Genomic DNA, 19,225 nt, shown 5'->3' with positions numbered 1-19,225 from the left:
AGGACGAGACAACAATGACCGCTGCCCTCCGTTTCGATCCGATCCGCCTGCCGGAAAAGTGCGAGCAATTGCGCAAGGAAGTGCGTGCCTTCCTCGCCGAAGAGATCGCCGCCGGCACCTTCGATCCGCACAAGCCCAACCGCGAGGACACCGACGCGCCGGAATTTTCGCGTCGCGTCGGCGCAAAAGGCTGGCTCGGCATGACCTGGCCGAAGAAATATGGCGGCCAGGAGCGCTCGTTCCTCGAGCGTTATGTGGTGACCGAGGAGATGCGCGTGGCGAACGCGCCGACGCGGCGCTTCTTCGTCGCCGATCGCCAGAGCGGGCCGGTGCTGATCAAATACGCGCCCGAGCACATCAAGATGGACATCCTGCCGCGGATCTGCCGCGGGGAGATCTGCTTTGCCATCGGCATGAGCGAGCCGAACTCCGGCTCCGACCTGTTCGCCGCCAAGACGCGCGCAACCAAGACCGACGGCGGCTATCTCATCAATGGCACGAAGATCTGGACTTCATCGGCGCATATCGCCGATTACATGATCGCGATCTTCCGGACCTCGCCGCCGACCAAGGAAAACCGCCGTCACGGCCTGACGCAGTTCTTGGTCAAGATGAAACAGCCGGGCATTCAGGTGAATCCGATCGGCCAGATCACCGGCCAGTACGAGTTCAACGAGGTCGTATTCACCGACTTCTTCGTGCCTGAAGACCACGTGCTCGGCGAGGTCGACGGCGCCTGGAAGCAGGCAACATCGGAGCTCGCCTATGAGCGTTCGGGCCCCGAACGCTTCCTGGAGACCTATTACGTGCTGACCGAGCTCGTCCGTGCGGTCGGTCCAAATCCTGACACCCGCAGCGCCGAAGGCATCGGCCGCCTCGTCGCGCAGCTCCACACCATGCGGCGTATGTCGGTGTCGGTTGCCGGCATGCTCCAGGCTGGCAAGGAGCCGGTGGTGGAAGCGTCCATCGTCAAGGACATCGGCACGGTGTGGGAGCAGCAATTGCCCCATCGCGTGCGCGATCTCGCCGCTTTCGTCGAGGAGACCGCGACCAATCGCGAGACGCTGGAGCGGCAGCTCGATTTCGCCATCAAGACCGCGCCGAAACTCACCATCCAGGGCGGTACGACAGAAGTGCTCCGCGGCATCATCGCCCGCGGACTGGGCCTGCGCTAAAGTTTCGAGGATCATCATGAGCACTTACAAAGATATCGGCGTCGAGAAGGTCGGGCATGTCGGCACCATCGAGATCCGCAGGCCCCCGCTCAACTTCTTCGACATCTCCCTGATCAACCAGATCGCCGATGCGCTCGACGAGTTCGATCGCGACATCGAGATCCGCGCCTCCGTGCTGTCAGCACAAGGCAAGGCGTTCTGTGCCGGCGCCAACTTTGGCGATCCCGCACGGCAGGCGCAGGAAGCCCAGGAGGCCGAAAAGAAGGCCAAGGGCGATCCGGCCGACAGCCTCGGCCCGATCAACCATCTCTACATCCAGGCCGTGCGCATCTTCCGCGCCAAGAAACCGATCGTCGCCGCCGTGCAGGGCGCAGCCATCGGCGGCGGGCTCGGGCTTGCGGTGTCGGCGGATTTCCGCGTTACCTGCCCCGAAGCGCGCTTCTCCGCGAATTTCACGAAGCTCGGCTTCCATCCAGGCTTTGGTCTGACGACGACGCTCCCCGAACTGATCGGCAAGAACAATGCCGAGCTGATGTTCTACACCAGCCGCCGCGTCACCGGCGAAGAAGCCTATAAATGGGGCCTCGCCAACGAGCTGGTGCCGCAGGACCAGGTGAAATCAACCGCGATGAAGCTCGCCGGCGAAATCGCCGAATGCTCCCCGCTCGGCCTGTTGTCGACGCGCGCCACGATGCGCGCGGGACTGGCCGATCGCGTGATGGCGGCAACCAACCACGAGCTCGCCGAGCAGACCCGGCTGCGCGCCACGGAAGATTTCAAGGAAGGCGTGAAGGCCACGGAAGAGCGGCGGGCGGCGAACTTTAAGGGGCGGTGAGGCCCGCTGCTACCTCGCACTCGCTGGTCGTCCTGGCGAAAGCCAGGACCCATTACCCCAGGGAGAGGTTGCGGCGCGACTCTGGTAACCACGAGTCGTCGCCAAACTACTCCCTTGGGTAATGGGTCCTGGATCGGCGCTCGCTCTGCTCGCTTGTCCAGGACGACAGCGGTGATGATGGCCGCTACTTCCTTCCCACCACCAGCGCATCGACGATCGTCACACCCTGCCCTTCGCCATGCACGAGCACCGGGTTGAGCTCGATCTCCGCGATCTCCCTTGCATGCCGCGCCGCCAGCACTGACACATCCGCAATCAATCGCGCCAGCGCGCAAACATCCGCCTTCGCCGCCCCGCGAAACCCGTTGAGCAACGGCGCGGCCTTCAACCCCGACAGCATCGCGCCCGCCTCCTCTGCGCTCACCGGCGCGGGCCGGTAGACGACGTCGCGAAACAGCTCTGTGGTGATGCCGCCGAGGCCCACCATCACCATCGGCCCGAACGTTGCGTCCGTCATCGTGCCGACGATGATCTCGACGCCCTTCTTCGCCATCGGCGCGAGCAGCACGCCCTGGATGCTGGCATCCGGCCGATGCTTGCGCGCATTGTTCAGGAGCGATTCGAACGCCAGGAATACTTCGCCCTTGGTCGTGACGTTGACGCGCACGCCGCCGACCTCACTCTTGTGCGCGATGTCAGGCGACTGGACCTTCATCGCGAGAGGAAAGCTGACGCGGGCAATCGCCTCATCGAGACCGCTCTTATCCATGACCAGCACTTCGTCCGGCAACGCAATGCCGGCGGCGCGAAGCAGCGCCTTGCTGTCGGCCTCCGACAGAGCCGGCGACTTCAGATGCGTCGACAGATCGCGCGGCGGCAGCCGCGTATCGTGGGCGGGTCTTGGCAGTTCGAACCGCGCATAGTCGACGAGCTGACGCAGGGCGACACCGACATGAGTGAGGCCTGAGAGCACGACGACGCCGGACTTGGCAAGCTCGCGCCGCGCGAAATCCGAGGGCACCGTGTAGGAGTAGAACACCACCGGCATGCGCTGCGCCGACAGCACCGGCTTGAGCTCCGCCTCCTTGAAGGGCATCCGCACCTCGCTCGACAGCGACAGTACGACCAGGATCGCATCGACATCGTCAGAGGCCGTGAGAAGGTCGACGCTCTTCTGCAGCCCACCCGAGGTCACGCCCTGCGCGGTGACATCGATGGGGTTGCGCGCCGAGCCATAGGACGGCATCAGCGCCTTGATCCCGGCCTGGATTGGCTCGGACAGCTCCGGAACCTGCAAACCGCGCAGCGCCACGGCGTCCGCGCCCCAGATGCCCGCACCGCCGGACACGGTGACCACAGCGACGCGATCGCCCTTTGGCAGCGGATTGCTGGCGAGCACCGCGGCGACGGTCAGGGCTTCGTCGAGATCGTTGGAGACGATAAAGCCATATTTTGCGAAGACCGCGTCATAGGCCGCCGACCAGCCGGCCATGCTCGCGGTGTGCGAGGCCGCGGCGCGCTCGCCAGCGCCGGAGCGGCCGACCTTTGTGACGATGATGGGCTTCTTCAACTCGGCCGCGCGGCGCGCGGCGGCAAGAAATTTCTCGACGTCGCGGATGCCCTCGATGAACAGCAGGATCACGTCGGTCGAGGCGTCCTGCACCATGTAGTCCAGGAATTCACCGGCGCCGAGATCGGACTCGTTGCCGGCGCTGACCACGTAGCTCACGGCGACGCCGAGCGCCTTGGCGCGATGGTAATAGGCAAAACCGATGCCGCCGCTCTGCGCGACGATGCCGATCCTTCTTTTGGTCGCGACCAGCGGCACCACGCCCGGCTTGACGTCCACCGCCGGGCTGAACGTTGCCGCCACTCGCTGCATCTGGCTGAAAAAGCCTTCGGCGTTGGGGCCGGAGATGCGCATGCCCGTGCGTTTGGCGAGACCGGCGATCGCATCCTGCATCGCCGCGCTGTCGCCGCCCTCCTCCGCAAAGCCGGAGGAGATGATGACGGCGTTCTTGACGCCGGCCGCAGCGCATTGCTCGAGTGCTGACAGCACCGCACGGGCCGGGATGATGATGACGGCAAGATCGATCGGCGCGCCGATCTCGGCGACTGATTTGTAGCAGGCGATACCGTCGATATCGCTGTAGTTCGGGTTCACCGGGTAGATGTGTCCGGGATACTCGTTCTTCCGCAGCATCGACAGCAGCCGCCCCGGAATCTTCTCGTGATCGCGCGAGGCGCCGATCAATGCGATGCTGGCGGGTGCGAAGAAGCTGTCGAGCGGATGCGGCATGCTGAACCCTTGCTCTTATCTCAATCCGTCACCCTGAGGCGGCCGCTTCTTCAGCGGCCCTCGAAGGGCGACAGCCCGGCTGTGGCAATACCCCGGCCGCTCATCCTTCGAGGCTCTCCACGCGACGCGTTGCGTCGCATGGTTCGCACCTCAGGATGACGGATTGAGAGCGACCAAGGCAAGAAGTTAAGCAACAAGCCGGAACGTCACGCCACCCAGCAGAAACTCGTTGCCCGCCACCGCATGCCCCCTGGCCTTCGCCGCGTGCAGCACACGCGCCGTATCGGTCACCCGAAACTCCAGCCCGCTCATGATCTCGCTTCCGCCCTTCACGAAGCGGAAGGTGGCGTTCGGGAGCTTCAGTTCCGCGCCATCGCCGACCCTCGTTGCAGCCGTACCGACGATCTTGCCCCAATGCTCGGCCAACCCTTGCGGGTCCGGGCTCTGCATCTCGACCGCAGTCAGAGCCTGGGTCGTCTCCTTGGTGATGAACTTTTGCCAGTCCGGCCCCGCGGGCGGATAAGGGCCCAAAATGTCGTCGCTGCCGTCGGTGTGGTTGAACTCGATGAAGGCGGCGCGGCAGTCGCGCGGATGGAGCTGGACGCCGTGATAGGGCGCGTGGTCGATCACGTTCGCGGTGCGCACACCCATCGCGTTGGCATTGCGGCCGCGCTCGTCGGGATCGTTACAGCAGAAAATCGCCATATAGCCGCCGCGACCGCCGGTCTTTTCGATGAAGCGGCCGGCCGTGGTGCCGTCCTTGAAGGGGGCCACCACCTCCAGCAAGATCGTGTCCACCGGGAGCAGTGCGTTCTCCAGGCCGTATTTTGCGACATTGCCGTCGCGATAGCAGACGGCGAGCCCCATGATTGCGGCGATGTCGGAGATCACAGGCTCGAGCTGCGGCGCGACCAGGCAGATCTGCCGCAAGCGCATATACGAGGCCATGATCATTCGCCTCTGAAGGCCGGCTTGCGCTTCTCGACGAAGGCTTTTGCCGCTTCCTTGTGGTCGGCGGTATCGCCGCAGCGGGTGTGATGGATCGCCTCGCCGTCAAAACAATCTTCGAGCGCGAGATGCTCGGCATTGTTGATGTTGCGCTTGATGAAGCCAAGCGCGATCGACGGGCCCTGCGCCAGTGACAGCGCGAGCTCGTGCGCGGCGGTATCGATCTCGGCATCGGGCACGACTTTTGTCACCATGCCGATCGCGTGCGCCTCCTTCGCCGTCAGCACCGGCGACATCAGATAGAGCTCGCGTGCCCGCGCGCTGCCGAGGAGCTGGGTGAGGAAATAGGTGCCGCCATAGTCGCCGGAGAAGCCGACTTTTGCGAAAGCAGTGGTGATCTTGCAGGACTCGCTGGCGATGCGGAGATCGCAGGACAGCGCCATCGAGAGGCCGGCGCCGGCCGCCGCACCGTCGAGCTGCGCCACCACGGGCTTTGGCATCTGGTGCAGGATGCGCGAGACCTCCATGCCGCGACGCAGATTTGCGAGCTTCTGCTCGAACGGCAGCGGCGCGCGGCCCTCGGCCATCGACTTAACGTCGCCGCCGACGCAGAACGAGCCGCCCGCCCCCTTGAACAGCACGGCGCGCACCTCCGGATCATCAGCCGCGCGCCGCGCCGCCTCGACCAGCCCGCGCACCATATCCGGGTTCAGCGCGTTCTTCCGCTCCGGCCGGTTCATGGTGATGGTGAGCAGCCCGCCTTCGAGCTTTTGCAGGACCATTTCGTTGCTCATGGGGTGTGTTCCTCGGTTTTGGTCTCGATCTCTCACATCGTCATTCCGGGGCGCGCCTCTTGGCGCGAGCCCGGAATCCATTTCTCAACAGTCACTGCGGCCCGATGGATCCCACAATGCGCAATTGCGCATTGGGGTTCGCGACTTGCGTCGCGTCCCGGGATGACGACCGGTTGTTGGGCCGGCGTGTCGCCACGACGGCTCACGCCGTCACTTCTTCACCAGCGGGCAGCGCGACTGCTCCAGCGACTGGAACGCCTCGTTGCCGGCCACAGTCGCCAGCAGCTTGTAGTCGTCCCAGCGGCCTTTCGATTCCGACGGCTTCTTCACCTCGAACAGATACATGTCGTGGATCATGCGGCCGTCCTCGCGGATCTTGCCATTCTTGGCGAAAAAGTCGTTGATCGGCGTTTCCTTCATCACCTTCATGACCGCGGCGGCATCGGTCGTGCCGGCCGCCTTCACCGCTTTCAGGTAGTGCGTGACGGAAGAATAGACGCCGGCCTGCGCCGAGGTCGGCGGCCGCTTCATGCGCTCCTGGAAGCGTTTTGCGAACGCGCGCGTGTCGTCATTGAGATCCCAGTAGAAGGCTTCGGCCAGTAGCAATCCCTGCGCGGTCTCGAGCCCGATCGAATCGATGTCGGTGACGAAGGCGAGCAGCGGCGAGATCTTTTGACCGCCTTTCATGATGCCGAACTCGGCCGACTGCTTGATGGCGTTGACGGTGTCGCCGCCGGCATTGGCAAGCCCGATCACCTTGGCCTTGGAGGCCTGCGCCTGGAGCAGGAAGGACGAGAAGTCCGACGTGTTGAGGGGATGACGGACGTTGCCGAGCACCTTGCCGCCGGTCTTGGTCACGACGTTGCTGGTGTCCTTCTCCAGATCCTGGCCGAAGGCGTAGTCGGCGGTCAGGAAGAACCAGGTGTCGAGACCCGACTTCACCGCAGCAAGGCCCGTCACGTTGGCCTGCGCAAAAGTATCGAACACGTAGTGCACGGTCAGGGGACCGCAGGCCTCGTTGGTGAGGCGGATCGAGCCGGGGCCGTTGAAGATGACGATCTTGTTGCGCGCCTTGGCAATCTCACCGCCCGCCAGCGCGGTGGCGGAGGCCGCGATGTCGAACAGCATCTCGACACCCTGATTGTCGAACATGTCGCGAGCGATGTTCGCCGCATTGTCGGCCTTGTTGAGATGATCGGCCGCGATGATCTGGATCTTGCGCCCCAGCACCTCGCCGCCAAAGTCTTCCGCTGCCATCTTGGCCGCAGTCTCGCTGCCGGCGCCGGTGATGTCGGCATAGAGGCTCGACATGTCCAGAATGCCGCCGAGCTTCAGCGGCGGCTTGTCCTGCGCCTGCGCGGCGCTTGCACCGAGCGCAAACGCGGCGGCGACCATGCCGGACAAAATTCTTTTCATCGTAAAAACTCCCTTATCGCGCCGTGCTCTGATGGCGGCTTGGTTATTGGTCTTGCCGCGATCATGCCGCATGCGCGAGAGCGCAGCAAGTCAGGCACGCGCGCAGCGTCTGCGCGCATGTTTTCCGCAAAGCGGAATGATTTGTCCAAACCGTCATTGCGAGCGAAGCGAAGCAATCCAGAAATGCATCCGCGGAGGGACTCTGGATTGCTTCGTCGCAAGGGCTCCTCGCAATGACGGAGTGTGTGACGACGCGCTACGCCAGCAATCCCTTGCCCGGCACGTGATTGAGCTCGAGCCGGATGCCATCGGGGTCTTCGAACAGCAGCGAATAATAGCCCGGCGCCCATTTGTCCTCGCGCGGCGCGCGAATGACGTTTGCACCGAGAGTGGTGACGAAGCGATGCAGCTCGTCGACATCGGTGCGCTCGCGTGCGCGGAAGCAGAGATGATGCAGCCCGACGCGCTTTTGCTCGAAGGCCGCACCCGCATGCTCCGGCGCCGGCGCGGAGATGCCGACTGCCGTGCGGCCACCGACGCAGTAGAAGGTCGTCTCGATGTCGATGACGGGTGTCAGCCCGAGGAACGGCAGCAGCTTGCGGTAGAACTCGCGCGACCGCTCGAAATTGGACGCGGTCAGGAAAATATGCGCGATGCCGTTGATCTCGATCCCCATCTCGATCCCCTCCTCGTTTCCCTTGCCCTTTGCTCGTGAAGCCGGTTTCCTCTTGGGGTTGAGCATAGCGCAAGTTTTGCGGGGAACGTGAAGCAGCCGGTTACCCTCCTCGTCGCGGCGTCGCTGCTGTTCGCGTCTCACGGCGCGGCACGCGCGGGCGCGTGCCAGTTCGAGACGCAGGGCGAAGGACGCGTGGCGGCCGTCACCGACGCGCGCAGCTTGCGTCTCGACGACGGCCGCGAGGTGCGGCTGAGCGGGATCGAGCCGGTCGCGACGACGAAGCAGGCGCTTACCGCGTTGCTGGTGGGTCGCGACGTCACGCTGAGCGGAAAGGACGACACGCCGGACCGCTACGGCCGGCAGGTCGCGCTGGTCTTCGTCGCCGGCAACGACACGCCGGCGCAGGCCCTGCTGCTCGCCCGGGGCGAGGCGCTGGTGTCAGGCGAAATCGCCGACAAGGAGTGCGCGGCCGCCCTCTTGGGCGCCGAGGCCGAGGCGCGGCGGTCAAAAAAGGGAAATTGGGCTGACCCATCGGCCATAAAAAACGCGGAAAGTCCGGACGATATTTTGGCCGGGATGGGGCGCTTTGTGGTGGTGGAGGGGAAAGTCCTGTCCGTCCGGCAAGCCGGGGCAACGACTTATCTCAATTTCGGGCGGAACTGGACACGCGGCTTCGCGGTGACTATTTCAAGGCGCATGGTCACAGCGTTCGAGGGCGCTGGTATAGCCCCTAAGTCACTGGAGAATCGGCGGATTCGAGTGCGGGGTTGGGTCGAAGGGAATGCCGGGCCGCGGATCGACGTGCTCCGGGTGGGACAAGTTGAGTTACTGGGCGCGAATTAGCCGGCCATGAGCCGCGGCTAGGCACGACGAGTAAGCGACGTGAATGGGGAACTAGGACGTCAGACGGGTCACCCCCGCGGCCTTCGGGCTGCGCCGGCCGTGCTGTGCCTGTTGCTGGGGGCCACCCTCGCCGGCTGTGGCGACATGGGCCGGTTCCAGACCTCGGCACCGTCAGTCATCATGCCCAAGCCGAAGCCGGCGGTGGCGCAGACGCCTGCGACCGAACGCGAGCACGAGCGAATCCTCGCCAATTACGGCGGCGCCTATGACGACCCGCGTCTGGAGGCGCTGGTCTCCAAAACCGTCGACCGCCTGGTCGCGGCGTCCGACCGTCCAGATCAGGGCTACAAGGTCACCATCCTCAATTCCGGTGCGGTCAACGCCTTCGCGCTGCCGAACGGCCAGCTCTATGTCACGCGCGGCTTGCTGGCGCTGGCGAGCGACACCTCCGAATTGTCTTCCGTGCTCAGCCACGAGATGGCGCATGTGATCTCAAAACACGCCGCGATGCGCGAGGACCAGGCGCGCCAGGCCGCAATCGTCACCCGCGTGGTGACAGACATGAGCAACGACCCCGATCTCACCGCGCTCGCGCTCGCCAAGACAAAACTCACCATGGCGAGCTTCTCGCGCAAGCAGGAGTTCGAGGCCGACGGCATCGGCGTCGGCATTGCCGCGCGTGCGCATTTCGATCCTTATGGCGCGTCGCGCTTCCTTTCTGCGATGGAGCGCAATGCGGCGCTCAAGGCCGGCAAGGCCTCGCTCGATCCCCGCGCGCAGGATTTCACCTCGTCGCATCCGGCAACGCCCGAGCGCGTGCAGAACGCACAGACGATTGCGCGGCAATATGCGGCGCCCGAAGGCGCCGAGCGTGACCGCGAGACGTACCTGACGGCGATCGACAACATCGTGTTCGGCGAGGATCCCAGCGAAGGTTTTGTGCGCGGGCGCCGGTTCCTGCATCCAAAGCTGGGCTTCACCTTCCAGGCGCCGGACAATTTTACGCTCGACAACACCGCGCAGGCGGTGATCGGCGTGCGCGAAGGCGGCTCGCAGGCGATGCGCTTCGACGTGGTGCGCGTGCCGGCGGAGCAGTCGCTCGGCGACTATCTCAATTCGGGCTGGATGGAAGGTGTCGACAAGGCCTCGACCGAGGACATCACCATCAACGGTTTCCCGGCGGCGTCAGTCACAGCCAAGGGCGACCAGTGGCAATTCAAGGTCTATGCGCTGCGCTTCGGCAGCGACGTCTACCGTTTCATCTTCGCGAGCCGCCAGAAGAGCACCGAGAGCGAGCGCAATGCGCGCGAGACGGTCGGCTCGTTCCGCCGCCTGACGCTGGAAGAAATCCAGGCCGCGCGCCCGCTGCGCATCAAGGTGATCACCGTGCAGCCCGGCGACACCGTGGAATCGCTGGCCCACCGCATGGCCGGCGTCGACCATCCGGCCGAGCGCTTTCGCGTGCTGAACGGGCTGGATGCGAAGGGCCAGGTGAAGGTCCGCGACCGCGTCAAGATCGTGGTGGACTGATCTTGTAGGGTGGGCAAAGCCACCGAGCGCGCGAAGCGCGACCGCTGGCGTGCCCACCACTTCTGCCGAGATCGGGGAAAGACGGTGGGCACGGCGCTCCGCGCCTTTGCCCACCCTACAAGAGCGGAGCCCGTTGCTACTCCACGCTCTCGCGCAGCCCGCTCAGCCACAGCGCAAAGATCGTCCAGATCGCACCCGAGAGCAGATAGGCGCCAGAGGCGATGACGCCGAGGTTCGTTGCTAGCAAAAGCGCGGCGAGCGGTGCGAAGCCGGCGCCGAACAGCCACGCCATGTCTGAGGTCAGCGCGGAGGCCGTGTAGCGATAGACCTGCTTGAAATTGGAGGCAATCGCGCCTGACGACTGGCCGAAGGACAGGCCGAGCAGGATAAAGCCGATGACCATGTAGATGGTTTCGCCGAACTCGCCGGCATCGAGCAGTTGCGGGGCAAAACCGCTGTAGATCGCGATCGCGATCGCCGATCCCATCAACAGCGACTTTCGCCCGACGCGGTCGGCGATCATGCCGGAGGCGACGATCGCCGCGACACCGAAGACAGCACCGACCATCTCGATGATCAGAAATTTCACCGGGCTCTCGCGGGTGAACAAAAACACCCAGGACAGCGGGAACACCGTCACCATGTGGAACAGCGCAAAGCTCGCCAGCGGCGCGAAGGCACCGAGCAGGATGTTGTGGCCTTCATGGGCGACGGTGGTGGAGATACGCGCCGGTTGCAGATCGCGGCTCTCGAACAGCGAGGCATATTCCGGCGTCGCCACCATGCGCAGCCGCGCGAACAGCGCCACGACGTTGATGGCGAAGGCGACGAAGAACGGATAGCGCCAGCCCCAGTCGAAGAAGTCTTCGGCCGAGAGATTGCCGGCGAAATAGGCGAACAGCGCACTCGCCACGATCAGGCCGAGCGGTGCACCGAGCTGCGGCACCATCGCGTACCAGCCGCGCTTTTCCGGCGGGGCATTGAGCGCGAGCAGCGAGGCGAGCCCGTCCCAGGCGCCACCCCAGGCGAGACCTTGCGCAGCGCGTGCCAGCGCCAGCAGCCAGATCGCGGCGGCGCCGATCTCGGCGTAGCCGGGCAAGAAGGCGAGCGCGACGGTCGCGGTGCCCAGCAGGAACAACGCCAGAATCAGCTTTGCGCTTTTGCCGTAGCGGCGGTCGATGGTCATGAACAGCACGGTGCCGACCGGACGTGCGATGAAGGCGAGCGCGAAGACCGCGAAGGAATAGAGCGTGCCGGTCAGTTCGCTGGCGAACGGGAAGACCAGCCGCGGGAACACGATCACGGACGCGATCGCATAGACGAAGAAGTCGAAGAATTCCGACGTGCGCCCGATGATGACGCCGATGGCGATATCGCCCGGATTGGCCTGGTCGTGACCAAGCTGGCCTGAATTCATGCCCACTGCCGGGGTCTGTGCCATCGCCATTTTGCGCTCTTCAAGTCCCTGAAATTGCACCGCGACTGCCCGGACAGTGACCCGGCAGCCTGCCCTCTGTGACCTACGATGCCGCACTGCAACATTGGACAAATTGTCCAATGTCCGGATTGCTGCGCCGCAGCTAGGCCTTGGTCCTGCAATAGAAACTCATTCTCAAAGAGCCTGCCCTTGTCCCGTCTCAAGATCCTGGCGCTGCTACCTTTGGCGGTTGCCCTCAGCGGCTGCAACTTCATCGTGCTGGCGCCGGCCGGCGATATCGCGGCCCAGCAGCGCGACCTCGTCATCATCTCCACCGTCCTGATGCTGCTGATCGTGGTGCCGGTCATGGTGCTCACGGCCGTGTTCGCCTGGCGCTACCGCCAGTCCAACACGGCGGCGCGCTACGAGCCGGAATGGGATCACTCGACCAAGCTCGAGCTGGTGATCTGGTCGGCGCCGCTTCTCATCATCGTTTGCCTGGGCGCGCTGACCTGGATGGGCACGCATCTGCTCGATCCCTACCGATCGCTCGGCCGCATCGCCGCCGAACGTCCCGTGGACAAGGGGCGCGCACCGCTCGAGGTCGACGTCGTCGCGCTCGATTGGAAGTGGCTCTTCATCTATCCCGATTACGGCATCGCCACCGTCAACGAGCTCGCAGCGCCCGTCGACCGCCCGATCAACTTCCGCATCACGGCGTCCACCGTGATGAACTCGTTCTACATCCCCGCGCTCGCCGGCCAGATCTATGCGATGCCGGGCATGGAGACCAAGCTGCACGCCGTGGTCAACCACGCCGGCACCTACAAGGGCTTTTCGGCAAATTACAGCGGCGCCGGCTTCTCCGGCATGCACTTCGCCTTCCACGGTTTGGACGACAAAAATTTCGACGACTGGGTCGCGCGCGCCAAGTCCACCGGCGGCTCGCTCGGTCGCGGCGAATATCTGCAGCTTGAAAAGCCGAGCCAGAACGAGCCGGTGCGCCGCTATGGCAATGTCGATGTCGATCTCTACCGCGCCATCCTCAACATGTGCGTCGAAGCCGGCAAGATGTGCATGAGCGAGATGATGGCGATCGACGCCAAGGGCGGCCTCGGCCACGAAGGCCTCAACAACACGCTGCCGCTCGCCTACGACAAATATGCCCGCCGCGGCACCGCGCTCGGCCCCGAGCCCGCCTTCGTCGTCGGCACCTGCACACCCGACGCGCCGCAGGGACAGACCACCGCGGCCATCAAGGCGCCGCTCGACGCCGCGCCGCTCACCGGCGCCGGCCTGAAGCGGCCGACCTTCGCGCCGCTGAAATCCTCGACATCCTTCTTCCTCGGACAGCGTCCGAAGTCAGACTCCTAAAGAGAGCTCGCAAGAGAACACACATGCCCAGTCCTGATCTCATCAAGCTCATCTTCGGCCGGCTCACGCTGGAATCGCTGCCGCTGCACGAGCCGATCGTCGTCGGCACCTTCGCCGTGGTCGCAACCGGCGGCCTCGCGCTGTTCGGCGCGCTGACTTATTTCCGCCTCTGGGGCTACCTCTGGCGCGAATGGTTCACCACCGTCGACCACAAGCGCATCGGCATCATGTACATGATCCTCGGCATCGTGATGCTGCTGCGTGGCTTTGCCGACGCCATCATGATGCGCGCGCAGCAGGCGATCGCCTTCGGCGGCTCAGAGGGTTATCTCAACGCCCACCACTACGACCAGATCTTTACCGCCCACGGCGTGATCATGATCTTCTTCGTGGCGATGCCGCTGGTCACCGGCCTCATGAACTACGTCGTGCCGCTGCAGATCGGCGCCCGCGACGTTTCGTTCCCGTTCCTCAACAATTTCAGCTTCTGGATGACGGTCGGTGGCGCCGTGCTGGTCATGGCCTCGCTGTTCATCGGCGAGTTCGCCCGCACCGGCTGGCTCGCTTATCCGCCGCTCTCCAATATCGGCTACAGTCCCGATGTCGGCGTCGACTATTACATCTGGGGCCTGCAGGTCGCGGGCGTCGGCACCACGCTCTCGGGCATCAATCTGATCTGCACCATCGTCAAGCTGCGCGCGCCCGGCATGACCATGATGCGGATGCCGGTGTTCACCTGGACCTCGCTGTGCACGAACGTGCTGATCGTCGCCTCGTTCCCGGTGCTGACCGTCGTGCTCGCGCTGCTCTCGCTCGACCGCTACGTCGGCACCAATTTCTTCACGAACGATTTTGGCGGCAGCCCGATGATGTACGTGAACCTGATCTGGATCTGGGGTCATCCCGAGGTCTACATCCTGGTTCTGCCGGCCTTCGGCATCTTCTCGGAGGTGACCTCGACCTTCTCCGGCAAGCGCCTGTTCGGCTACACCTCGATGGTCTACGCTACCGTCGTCATCACCATCCTGTCGTACCTGGTCTGGCTGCATCACTTTTTCACGATGGGCTCGGGCGCCAGCGTCAACTCGTTCTTCGGCATCACCACGATGATCATCTCGATCCCGACGGGCGCGAAGATGTTCAACTGGCTGTTCACGATGTATCGGGGCCGCATCCGCTTCGAGCTACCGATGATGTGGACCATCGCCTTCATGCTGACCTTCGTGGTCGGCGGCATGACCGGCGTGTTGCTCGCGGTGCCGCCGGCCGACTTCGTGCTGCACAACAGCCTGTTCCTGGTCGCGCACTTCCACAACGTCATCATCGGCGGCGTGTTGTTCGGCCTGTTCGCCGGCATGGGCTACTGGTTCCCGAAAGCGTTCGGATTCAGGCTCGAGCCGTTCTGGGGCAAGGTGTCGTTCTGGTGCTGGGTCTCCGGCTTCTTCTTCGCCTTCATGCCGCTCTATGTGCTCGGCTTGATGGGCGTCACCCGCCGCCTGCGCGTGTTCGACGATGCGTCGCTGCAGATCTGGTTCATCATCGCCGGCTTCGGCGCGTTCCTGATCCTGCTCGGCATCGGCGCCTTCCTCGTGCAGATCGCGGTCAGCGTGCTCCGCCGCGAGCAGCTCCGCGACGTCACCGGCGATCCCTGGAACGCCCGCACGCTGGAATGGGCGACCTCCTCGCCGCCGCCGGACTACAATTTTGCCTTCACCCCCGTCGTGCATGACAACGACGCCTGGTGGGACATGAAGCGCCGCGGCTATCAGCGTCCGCTCACCGGCTTCAAGCCGATCCACATGCCCCAAAATACCGGCACCGGCATCATCCTCGCCGGGCTCTCGACCGCGATGGCGTTCGGCCTGATCTGGTACATGTGGTTGCTTGCCGCCGTCTCCTTCATCGCGCTGCTCGTCGTCGCGATCGGCCACACCTTCAACTATCACCGCGACTTCGACATTCCGGCCGATCAGGTCGTCCGGACCGAGGACGCGCGCACCAACCTGCTCGCCGGAGCCAAGTGATGACCATCTCAGTCAAGCCCCAGCAGATCGGCGAGCCGCTGTTCTACCTCGCCGACGAGCATCCGCACCCCGAAGGCTGGAGCACGTCGCTCGGCTTCTGGATCTATCTGATGAGCGACTGCCTCATCTTCGCGATCCTGTTTGCGACCTATGGCGTGCTCGGCGCCAACTACGCCGCCGGCCCCGCGCCAAAGGATCTATTCGACCTCAAGCTGGTCGCGATCAACACCTCGATGCTGCTGATGTCGTCGATCACTTACGGTTTTGCGATGCTGACGATGCAGCAGAACCGCATCGCCCAGACGCAGATGTGGCTCACGATCACCGGCCTGTTCGGCCTCGCCTTCATCGGCATCGAGCTCACCGAGTTCGCCCACATGATCCACGAGGGCGCCACGCCCCAGCGCAGCGCCTTCCTGTCGTCGTTCTTCACCCTCGTCGGCACCCACGGCCTGCACGTCTCCTTCGGCCTGGTCTGGCTGGTGACGCTGATGGTGCAGGTCTGGCGCTTCGGCCTGATCGAGGCCAACCAACGCCGCCTGATGTGCCTGTCGATGTTCTGGCACTTCCTCGACGTGGTCTGGATCGGCGTCTTCACCTTTGTCTATCTGATGGGAATGCTGCGATGAAAACGGAAGCTCACTCGGCTATCACGGCGGATCATCACCCGGACCAGCACGCCCACGGCTCGCTGTCGACCTATCTGCTCGGCTTCATCCTGTCGGTCGTGCTGACCGCCATTCCGTTCTGGCTGGTGATGAGCGGCGAGCTCGGCAACAAGCAGGTCACGGCGCTCGTGATCATGGGCTTCGCGATCGTGCAGATCGTGGTGCACATGATCTACTTCCTGCACATGAACACGAGCTCCGAGAACGGCTGGACCATGATGGCGCTGATCTTCACCATCGTCATGGTGGTGATCGCATTGTCCGGCTCGCTGTGGGTCATGCACCACCTCACGACCAACATGATGCCGGTCCACGAGATGAGCGGGATGAAGTGAGCGCGATCGAGCTTGCGAGCCTTGAGGACAGCGGAACGCGCGGCCGAATAACGGCTGCGCGATCGCCCTCGCTTTGGCTCATCGCCCTCGCACTGACCGCCATCGCCATCCTGACTGCGCTTGGCGTCTGGCAGATCGAGCGCCGCGCCTGGAAGCTGGCACTGATCGACCGCGTCGAGCATCGTGTTCATGCGAAGGCGATGCCGCTGCCGGCAGCCTCGTCGTGGCCCGGGATATCGGTGGCCGGCGAGGAATACAGGCACGTCGCCGTGCGCGGCCGGTTCCTGCATGACCGGGAGACACTGGTCAAAGCGGTGACGGAGGAAGGCGGTGGCTATTGGGTCCTCACGCCGCTGCTGCGCGATGACGGCAGCACGGTCCTGATCAATCGCGGCTTCGTTCCGACGGAGCGACGTGACGCCTCCACGCGGCGAGACGGCAATCCCGAAGGCGAGGTCGCGCTGTCAGGGCTGCTGCGCGTCACCGAGCCCAAGGGTGGCTTCCTCAGGACCAATGATCCCGCGCATGAGCGCTGGTACTCGCGCGACGTCGCGGCAATTGCGGCGGCGCGTGGCCTCGGTGATGTCGCACCTTTCTTTATCGACGCAGACCCTGTGGCCAATGCGGGCAATGCGCCGGCCGGTGGCCTGACTGTGATCCGCTTTCCCAACAACCACCTGATTTATGCGCTGACATGGTTTGCGCTCGCCTTTATGCTGGCCGGGAAACTCTTGGTCACTTTTGGCGGCGGGCTGTTCCGCCGCCCACGCTTCGCCCGCGCGAGGAGTGACGGAGCCCGCGCCGCCCGCGGGACGGGATCAGATGCTGGAACGATCGTCGAGCCGACCTGACGACGCGGGACGCCTGTCCCGCGACGACAACGCCGCAGCCCCGGGCGTCCGCACCGAGCTCGCCGGCTTCTCGCCGCCGTCATCCACTGACGATGCGACCAACCGCAAAAACATGGCGCTGCTGATCCAGTTGCGCTGGACTGCCGTGGTCGGCCAGATCGTGACTATCGGCGCGGTGTATCTGTGGCTCGGCATCCCGCTGCCGCTGGTGCCGATGGGCGCGGTGATCACTGCGCTGGTCGTGCTCAACATCGCGAGCCTGGCCTGGGTGCGGCGGCACGCCGAAATCACCAATCATGAACTGCTGATCGCCCTGATGCTCGACGTGGCCGCACTGACCGCGCAGCTCTATCTCAGTGGCGGCGCCACCAATCCCTTCACCTCGCTGTTCCTGCTGCAGGTGACGCTCGGCGCCGTGCTGCTCGATGCGCGCTCGACCTGGTCGCTGGTCGCGCTGACCTGTGCAAGCTTCGTCTGGCTGACGCTTGCCTATCGACCGCTGGACCTGCCGCAAAACCCATTGAGCGATACCTACAGCCTGACGGTCGTCGGCATGCTGGTCGGCTTTGCGCTCAATGCCGTGCTGCTGGTCGTGTTCGTTACCCGCATCAATCGCAACTTAAGGGAACGCGACGCCCATCTGGCCGCGCTGCGCCAGCACGCGGCCGAGCAGGACCACATCGTCCGGATGGGCCTGCTCGCTTCGGGCGCGGCGCATGAGCTCGGCACGCCGCTCGCCTCGCTCTCGGTCATCCTGAGCGACTGGCGCCGCATGCCCGACCTTACCGCCGACCATGAGCTCGCCGAGGACCTCTCCGAGATGGAGACGTCGCTGCAGCGCTGCAAATCGATCGTTACAGGGATTCTGGTCTCGGCCGGCGAGGCGCGCGGCGAAGGCTCATCGCCGACCACGGTGGCAGCCTTCCTCACGGCGTTGGTCGAGGAATGGCGCAACGCGCGCTCGGCGCACACGCTCTACTTCACCAACGCCTTTGGCGAGGACGTCGCGATCGCCTCCGACGTCGCGCTGAAGCAGGTGATCTTCAACGTGCTCGACAATGCCTACGAGGTCTCACGTGAATGGGTCGAGCTGATCGCCGAACGCGAGGGCGACAATCTCGTGTTGTCGATCAGCGACCGCGGCCCCGGCTTCGCGCCGGAAATGCTGGCGCAGCTCGGAAAGCCCTATCAGTCGAGCAAGGGGCGCGCAGGCGGCGGGCTGGGCCTGTTCCTGGTCGTCAACGTCGTGCGCAAGCTCGGCGGCACCGTCACCGCGGAGAACCACCGCAAGCGCGGCGCCACAGTGCGCCTCGTGCTGCCGCTGTCGACGCTCGCGATCGGAGGCGGCTTTGACGCTTGACCGTTCGCTCATCGTCGTCGAGGACGATGCGGGCTTTGCCCGCACGCTGAAGCGCTCCTTCGAGCGTCGCGGGTACGACGTCGTACTTGCCGCCTCAATCGAGGAGGTCAAGAAGGTTCTGGAAGAAAAGTCGTTCGGCTATGCCGTCGTCGATCTCAAGCTCGGCGGTGCCTCGGGCCTTGCCTGCGTCGAACTGCTGCATGCCCATGATCCGGAAACACTCATCGTCGTCCTGACCGGCTTTGCCAGCATCGCGACCGCCGTCGAGGCGATCAAGCTGGGCGCCTGCCACTATCTCGCAAAACCGTCCAACACCGACGACATCGAAGCCGCCTTTCAGAAGGCGGAAGGCAACGCCGAGGTCGCGCTCGACGTCCGCCCCACCTCGATCAAGACGCTGGAATGGGAGCGCATTCATCAGACCTTGATCGAGACCGATTTCAACATTTCGGAGGCGGCACGACGGCTCGGTATGCACCGCAGGACGCTGGCGCGGAAGCTCGAGAAGCGGCCGGTGAAGTGAGCGCCAGTCTTACCGCACGCACGGAATCGTAGGGTGGGTTAGCGGAACGGATTGCGCGAAGCGCAAGCCGCTCAGCGTAACCCACCTCTTTACCCTCCGCGGGAACAGAAGCGGTGGGTTACGCCCGCGGACCGCGCTTGCGCGCAGCCGCGCGGCT

At 64.4% G+C, this 19,225-nt stretch carries 17 protein-coding genes; 11 read left to right on the top strand and 6 right to left on the bottom strand.

Annotated features, from left to right (window positions below; genetic code table 11):
* Positions 1-14 precede the first annotated feature (14 nt).
* Both C2U70_RS00630 and C2U70_RS00625 read left to right on the top strand, forming a co-directional pair.
* A complete protein-coding gene (locus C2U70_RS00630) occupies positions 15-1,175 on the top strand; it encodes an acyl-CoA dehydrogenase family protein (RefSeq protein ID WP_094890895.1) in 1,161 nt (386 codons plus the stop codon).
* A 16-nt stretch (positions 1,176-1,191) separates the two neighbouring features.
* Positions 1,192-2,010: an enoyl-CoA hydratase/isomerase family protein gene (locus tag C2U70_RS00625; RefSeq protein WP_140975927.1), complete on the top strand. Its 819-nt coding sequence runs from the start codon at positions 1,192-1,194 to the stop codon at positions 2,008-2,010.
* Between the two features lie 184 nt (positions 2,011-2,194).
* Here the strand turns inward: C2U70_RS00625 and C2U70_RS00620 are convergent, their stop codons facing one another.
* The 5 genes from C2U70_RS00620 to C2U70_RS00600 form a co-directional block, all read right to left on the bottom strand.
* On the bottom strand, positions 2,195-4,309 hold the full coding sequence (locus tag C2U70_RS00620) for an acetate--CoA ligase family protein (RefSeq protein ID WP_140975926.1): 2,115 nt from the start codon (positions 4,307-4,309) through the stop codon (positions 2,195-2,197).
* A 186-nt stretch (positions 4,310-4,495) separates the two neighbouring features.
* Complete coding sequence (locus C2U70_RS00615; protein WP_186293978.1) at positions 4,496-5,257, bottom strand: hypothetical protein; 762 nt, start codon at positions 5,255-5,257, stop codon at positions 4,496-4,498.
* A gap of 2 nt (positions 5,258-5,259) precedes the next feature.
* Positions 5,260-6,051 (bottom strand): enoyl-CoA hydratase, encoded by a 792-nt coding sequence (locus C2U70_RS00610; RefSeq protein WP_140975924.1) that lies wholly within the window; start codon positions 6,049-6,051, stop codon positions 5,260-5,262.
* Between the two features lie 210 nt (positions 6,052-6,261).
* Positions 6,262-7,467 carry an ABC transporter substrate-binding protein gene (locus C2U70_RS00605; protein WP_140975923.1) on the bottom strand — a complete coding sequence of 402 codons (1,206 nt, stop codon included), beginning with the start codon at positions 7,465-7,467 and terminating at the stop codon, positions 6,262-6,264.
* 256 nt (positions 7,468-7,723) lie between these two features.
* Positions 7,724-8,143, bottom strand: a complete 420-nt coding sequence (locus C2U70_RS00600; protein ID WP_140975922.1) for a VOC family protein — start codon at positions 8,141-8,143, stop codon at positions 7,724-7,726.
* Positions 8,144-8,230: 87 nt separating this feature from the next.
* Here C2U70_RS00600 and C2U70_RS00595 point away from each other — a divergent pair, with 87 nt between their 5' ends.
* Positions 8,231-8,986 carry a thermonuclease family protein gene (locus tag C2U70_RS00595; RefSeq protein WP_140975921.1) on the top strand — a complete coding sequence of 252 codons (756 nt, stop codon included), beginning with the start codon at positions 8,231-8,233 and terminating at the stop codon, positions 8,984-8,986.
* Between the two features lie 144 nt (positions 8,987-9,130).
* Complete coding sequence (locus tag C2U70_RS00590) at positions 9,131-10,516, top strand: M48 family metalloprotease (protein ID WP_246666630.1); 1,386 nt, start codon at positions 9,131-9,133, stop codon at positions 10,514-10,516.
* 136 nt (positions 10,517-10,652) lie between these two features.
* Here the strand turns inward: C2U70_RS00590 and C2U70_RS00585 are convergent, their stop codons facing one another.
* Positions 10,653-11,963: an MFS transporter gene (locus tag C2U70_RS00585; RefSeq protein WP_140975919.1), complete on the bottom strand. Its 1,311-nt coding sequence runs from the start codon at positions 11,961-11,963 to the stop codon at positions 10,653-10,655.
* 180 nt (positions 11,964-12,143) lie between these two features.
* Here C2U70_RS00585 and cyoA point away from each other — a divergent pair, with 180 nt between their 5' ends.
* The 7 genes from cyoA to C2U70_RS00550 are packed head-to-tail and all read left to right on the top strand — an operon-like array spanning position 12,144 to position 19,068.
* The gene (gene cyoA, locus C2U70_RS00580) at positions 12,144-13,307 is read left to right on the top strand and encodes a ubiquinol oxidase subunit II (protein ID WP_140975918.1); all 1,164 of its coding nucleotides are present in this window, start codon (positions 12,144-12,146) and stop codon (positions 13,305-13,307) included.
* Positions 13,308-13,330: 23 nt separating this feature from the next.
* Positions 13,331-15,331 (top strand): cytochrome o ubiquinol oxidase subunit I, encoded by a 2,001-nt coding sequence (gene cyoB, locus C2U70_RS00575; protein ID WP_140975917.1) that lies wholly within the window; start codon positions 13,331-13,333, stop codon positions 15,329-15,331.
* The gene (cyoC, locus tag C2U70_RS00570; RefSeq protein WP_140975916.1) at positions 15,331-15,960 is read left to right on the top strand and encodes a cytochrome o ubiquinol oxidase subunit III; all 630 of its coding nucleotides are present in this window, start codon (positions 15,331-15,333) and stop codon (positions 15,958-15,960) included. The genes cyoB and cyoC overlap by 1 nt, the downstream gene beginning before the upstream one ends.
* The gene (cyoD, locus tag C2U70_RS00565) at positions 15,957-16,334 is read left to right on the top strand and encodes a cytochrome o ubiquinol oxidase subunit IV (protein WP_140975915.1); all 378 of its coding nucleotides are present in this window, start codon (positions 15,957-15,959) and stop codon (positions 16,332-16,334) included. The genes cyoC and cyoD overlap by 4 nt, the downstream gene beginning before the upstream one ends.
* Positions 16,331-17,185, top strand: a complete 855-nt coding sequence (locus C2U70_RS00560) for an SURF1 family protein (protein WP_433960653.1) — start codon at positions 16,331-16,333, stop codon at positions 17,183-17,185. The genes cyoD and C2U70_RS00560 overlap by 4 nt, the downstream gene beginning before the upstream one ends.
* Positions 17,157-18,545 (top strand): ATP-binding protein, encoded by a 1,389-nt coding sequence (locus C2U70_RS00555; protein ID WP_140975914.1) that lies wholly within the window; start codon positions 17,157-17,159, stop codon positions 18,543-18,545. Before C2U70_RS00560 ends, C2U70_RS00555 begins: the two co-directional genes overlap by 29 nt.
* Entirely contained in the window at positions 18,535-19,068 is a 534-nt protein-coding gene (locus tag C2U70_RS00550) for a response regulator transcription factor (RefSeq protein WP_140975913.1), read from the top strand. The genes C2U70_RS00555 and C2U70_RS00550 overlap by 11 nt, the downstream gene beginning before the upstream one ends.
* The last annotated feature ends 157 nt before the right edge of the window (positions 19,069-19,225 follow it).

Origin of the sequence: Bradyrhizobium guangdongense, assembly GCF_006483445.1 — a bacterium.
GTDB lineage: Bacteria > Pseudomonadota > Alphaproteobacteria > Rhizobiales > Xanthobacteraceae > Bradyrhizobium > Bradyrhizobium guangdongense_A.
Note: the sequence above shows the minus strand (reverse complement) of the source record. Positions and strands in the feature narration are given on the sequence as shown.

Excerpts from the sequence above, each read along its gene's own strand:
- cyoD (WP_140975915.1), top strand. The coding sequence starts at position 15,957 with ATGAAAACGGAAGCTCACTCGGCTATCACGGCGGATCATCACCCGGAC.
- C2U70_RS00605 (WP_140975923.1), bottom strand. The coding sequence starts at position 7,467 with ATGAAAAGAATTTTGTCCGGCATGGTCGCCGCCGCGTTTGCGCTCGGT.
- C2U70_RS00615 (WP_186293978.1), bottom strand. The coding sequence starts at position 5,257 with ATGGCCTCGTATATGCGCTTGCGGCAGATCTGCCTGGTCGCGCCGCAG.
- C2U70_RS00555 (WP_140975914.1), top strand. The coding sequence starts at position 17,157 with ATGCTGGAACGATCGTCGAGCCGACCTGACGACGCGGGACGCCTGTCC.
- C2U70_RS00630 (WP_094890895.1), top strand. The coding sequence starts at position 15 with ATGACCGCTGCCCTCCGTTTCGATCCGATCCGCCTGCCGGAAAAGTGC.
- C2U70_RS00625 (WP_140975927.1), top strand. The coding sequence starts at position 1,192 with ATGAGCACTTACAAAGATATCGGCGTCGAGAAGGTCGGGCATGTCGGC.
- C2U70_RS00620 (WP_140975926.1), bottom strand. The coding sequence starts at position 4,309 with ATGCCGCATCCGCTCGACAGCTTCTTCGCACCCGCCAGCATCGCATTG.
- cyoB (WP_140975917.1), top strand. The coding sequence starts at position 13,331 with ATGCCCAGTCCTGATCTCATCAAGCTCATCTTCGGCCGGCTCACGCTG.
- C2U70_RS00585 (WP_140975919.1), bottom strand. The coding sequence starts at position 11,963 with ATGGCGATGGCACAGACCCCGGCAGTGGGCATGAATTCAGGCCAGCTT.
- cyoC (WP_140975916.1), top strand. The coding sequence starts at position 15,331 with ATGACCATCTCAGTCAAGCCCCAGCAGATCGGCGAGCCGCTGTTCTAC.
- C2U70_RS00610 (WP_140975924.1), bottom strand. The coding sequence starts at position 6,051 with ATGAGCAACGAAATGGTCCTGCAAAAGCTCGAAGGCGGGCTGCTCACC.
- C2U70_RS00600 (WP_140975922.1), bottom strand. The coding sequence starts at position 8,143 with ATGGGGATCGAGATCAACGGCATCGCGCATATTTTCCTGACCGCGTCC.
- C2U70_RS00590 (WP_246666630.1), top strand. The coding sequence starts at position 9,131 with ATGGGCCGGTTCCAGACCTCGGCACCGTCAGTCATCATGCCCAAGCCG.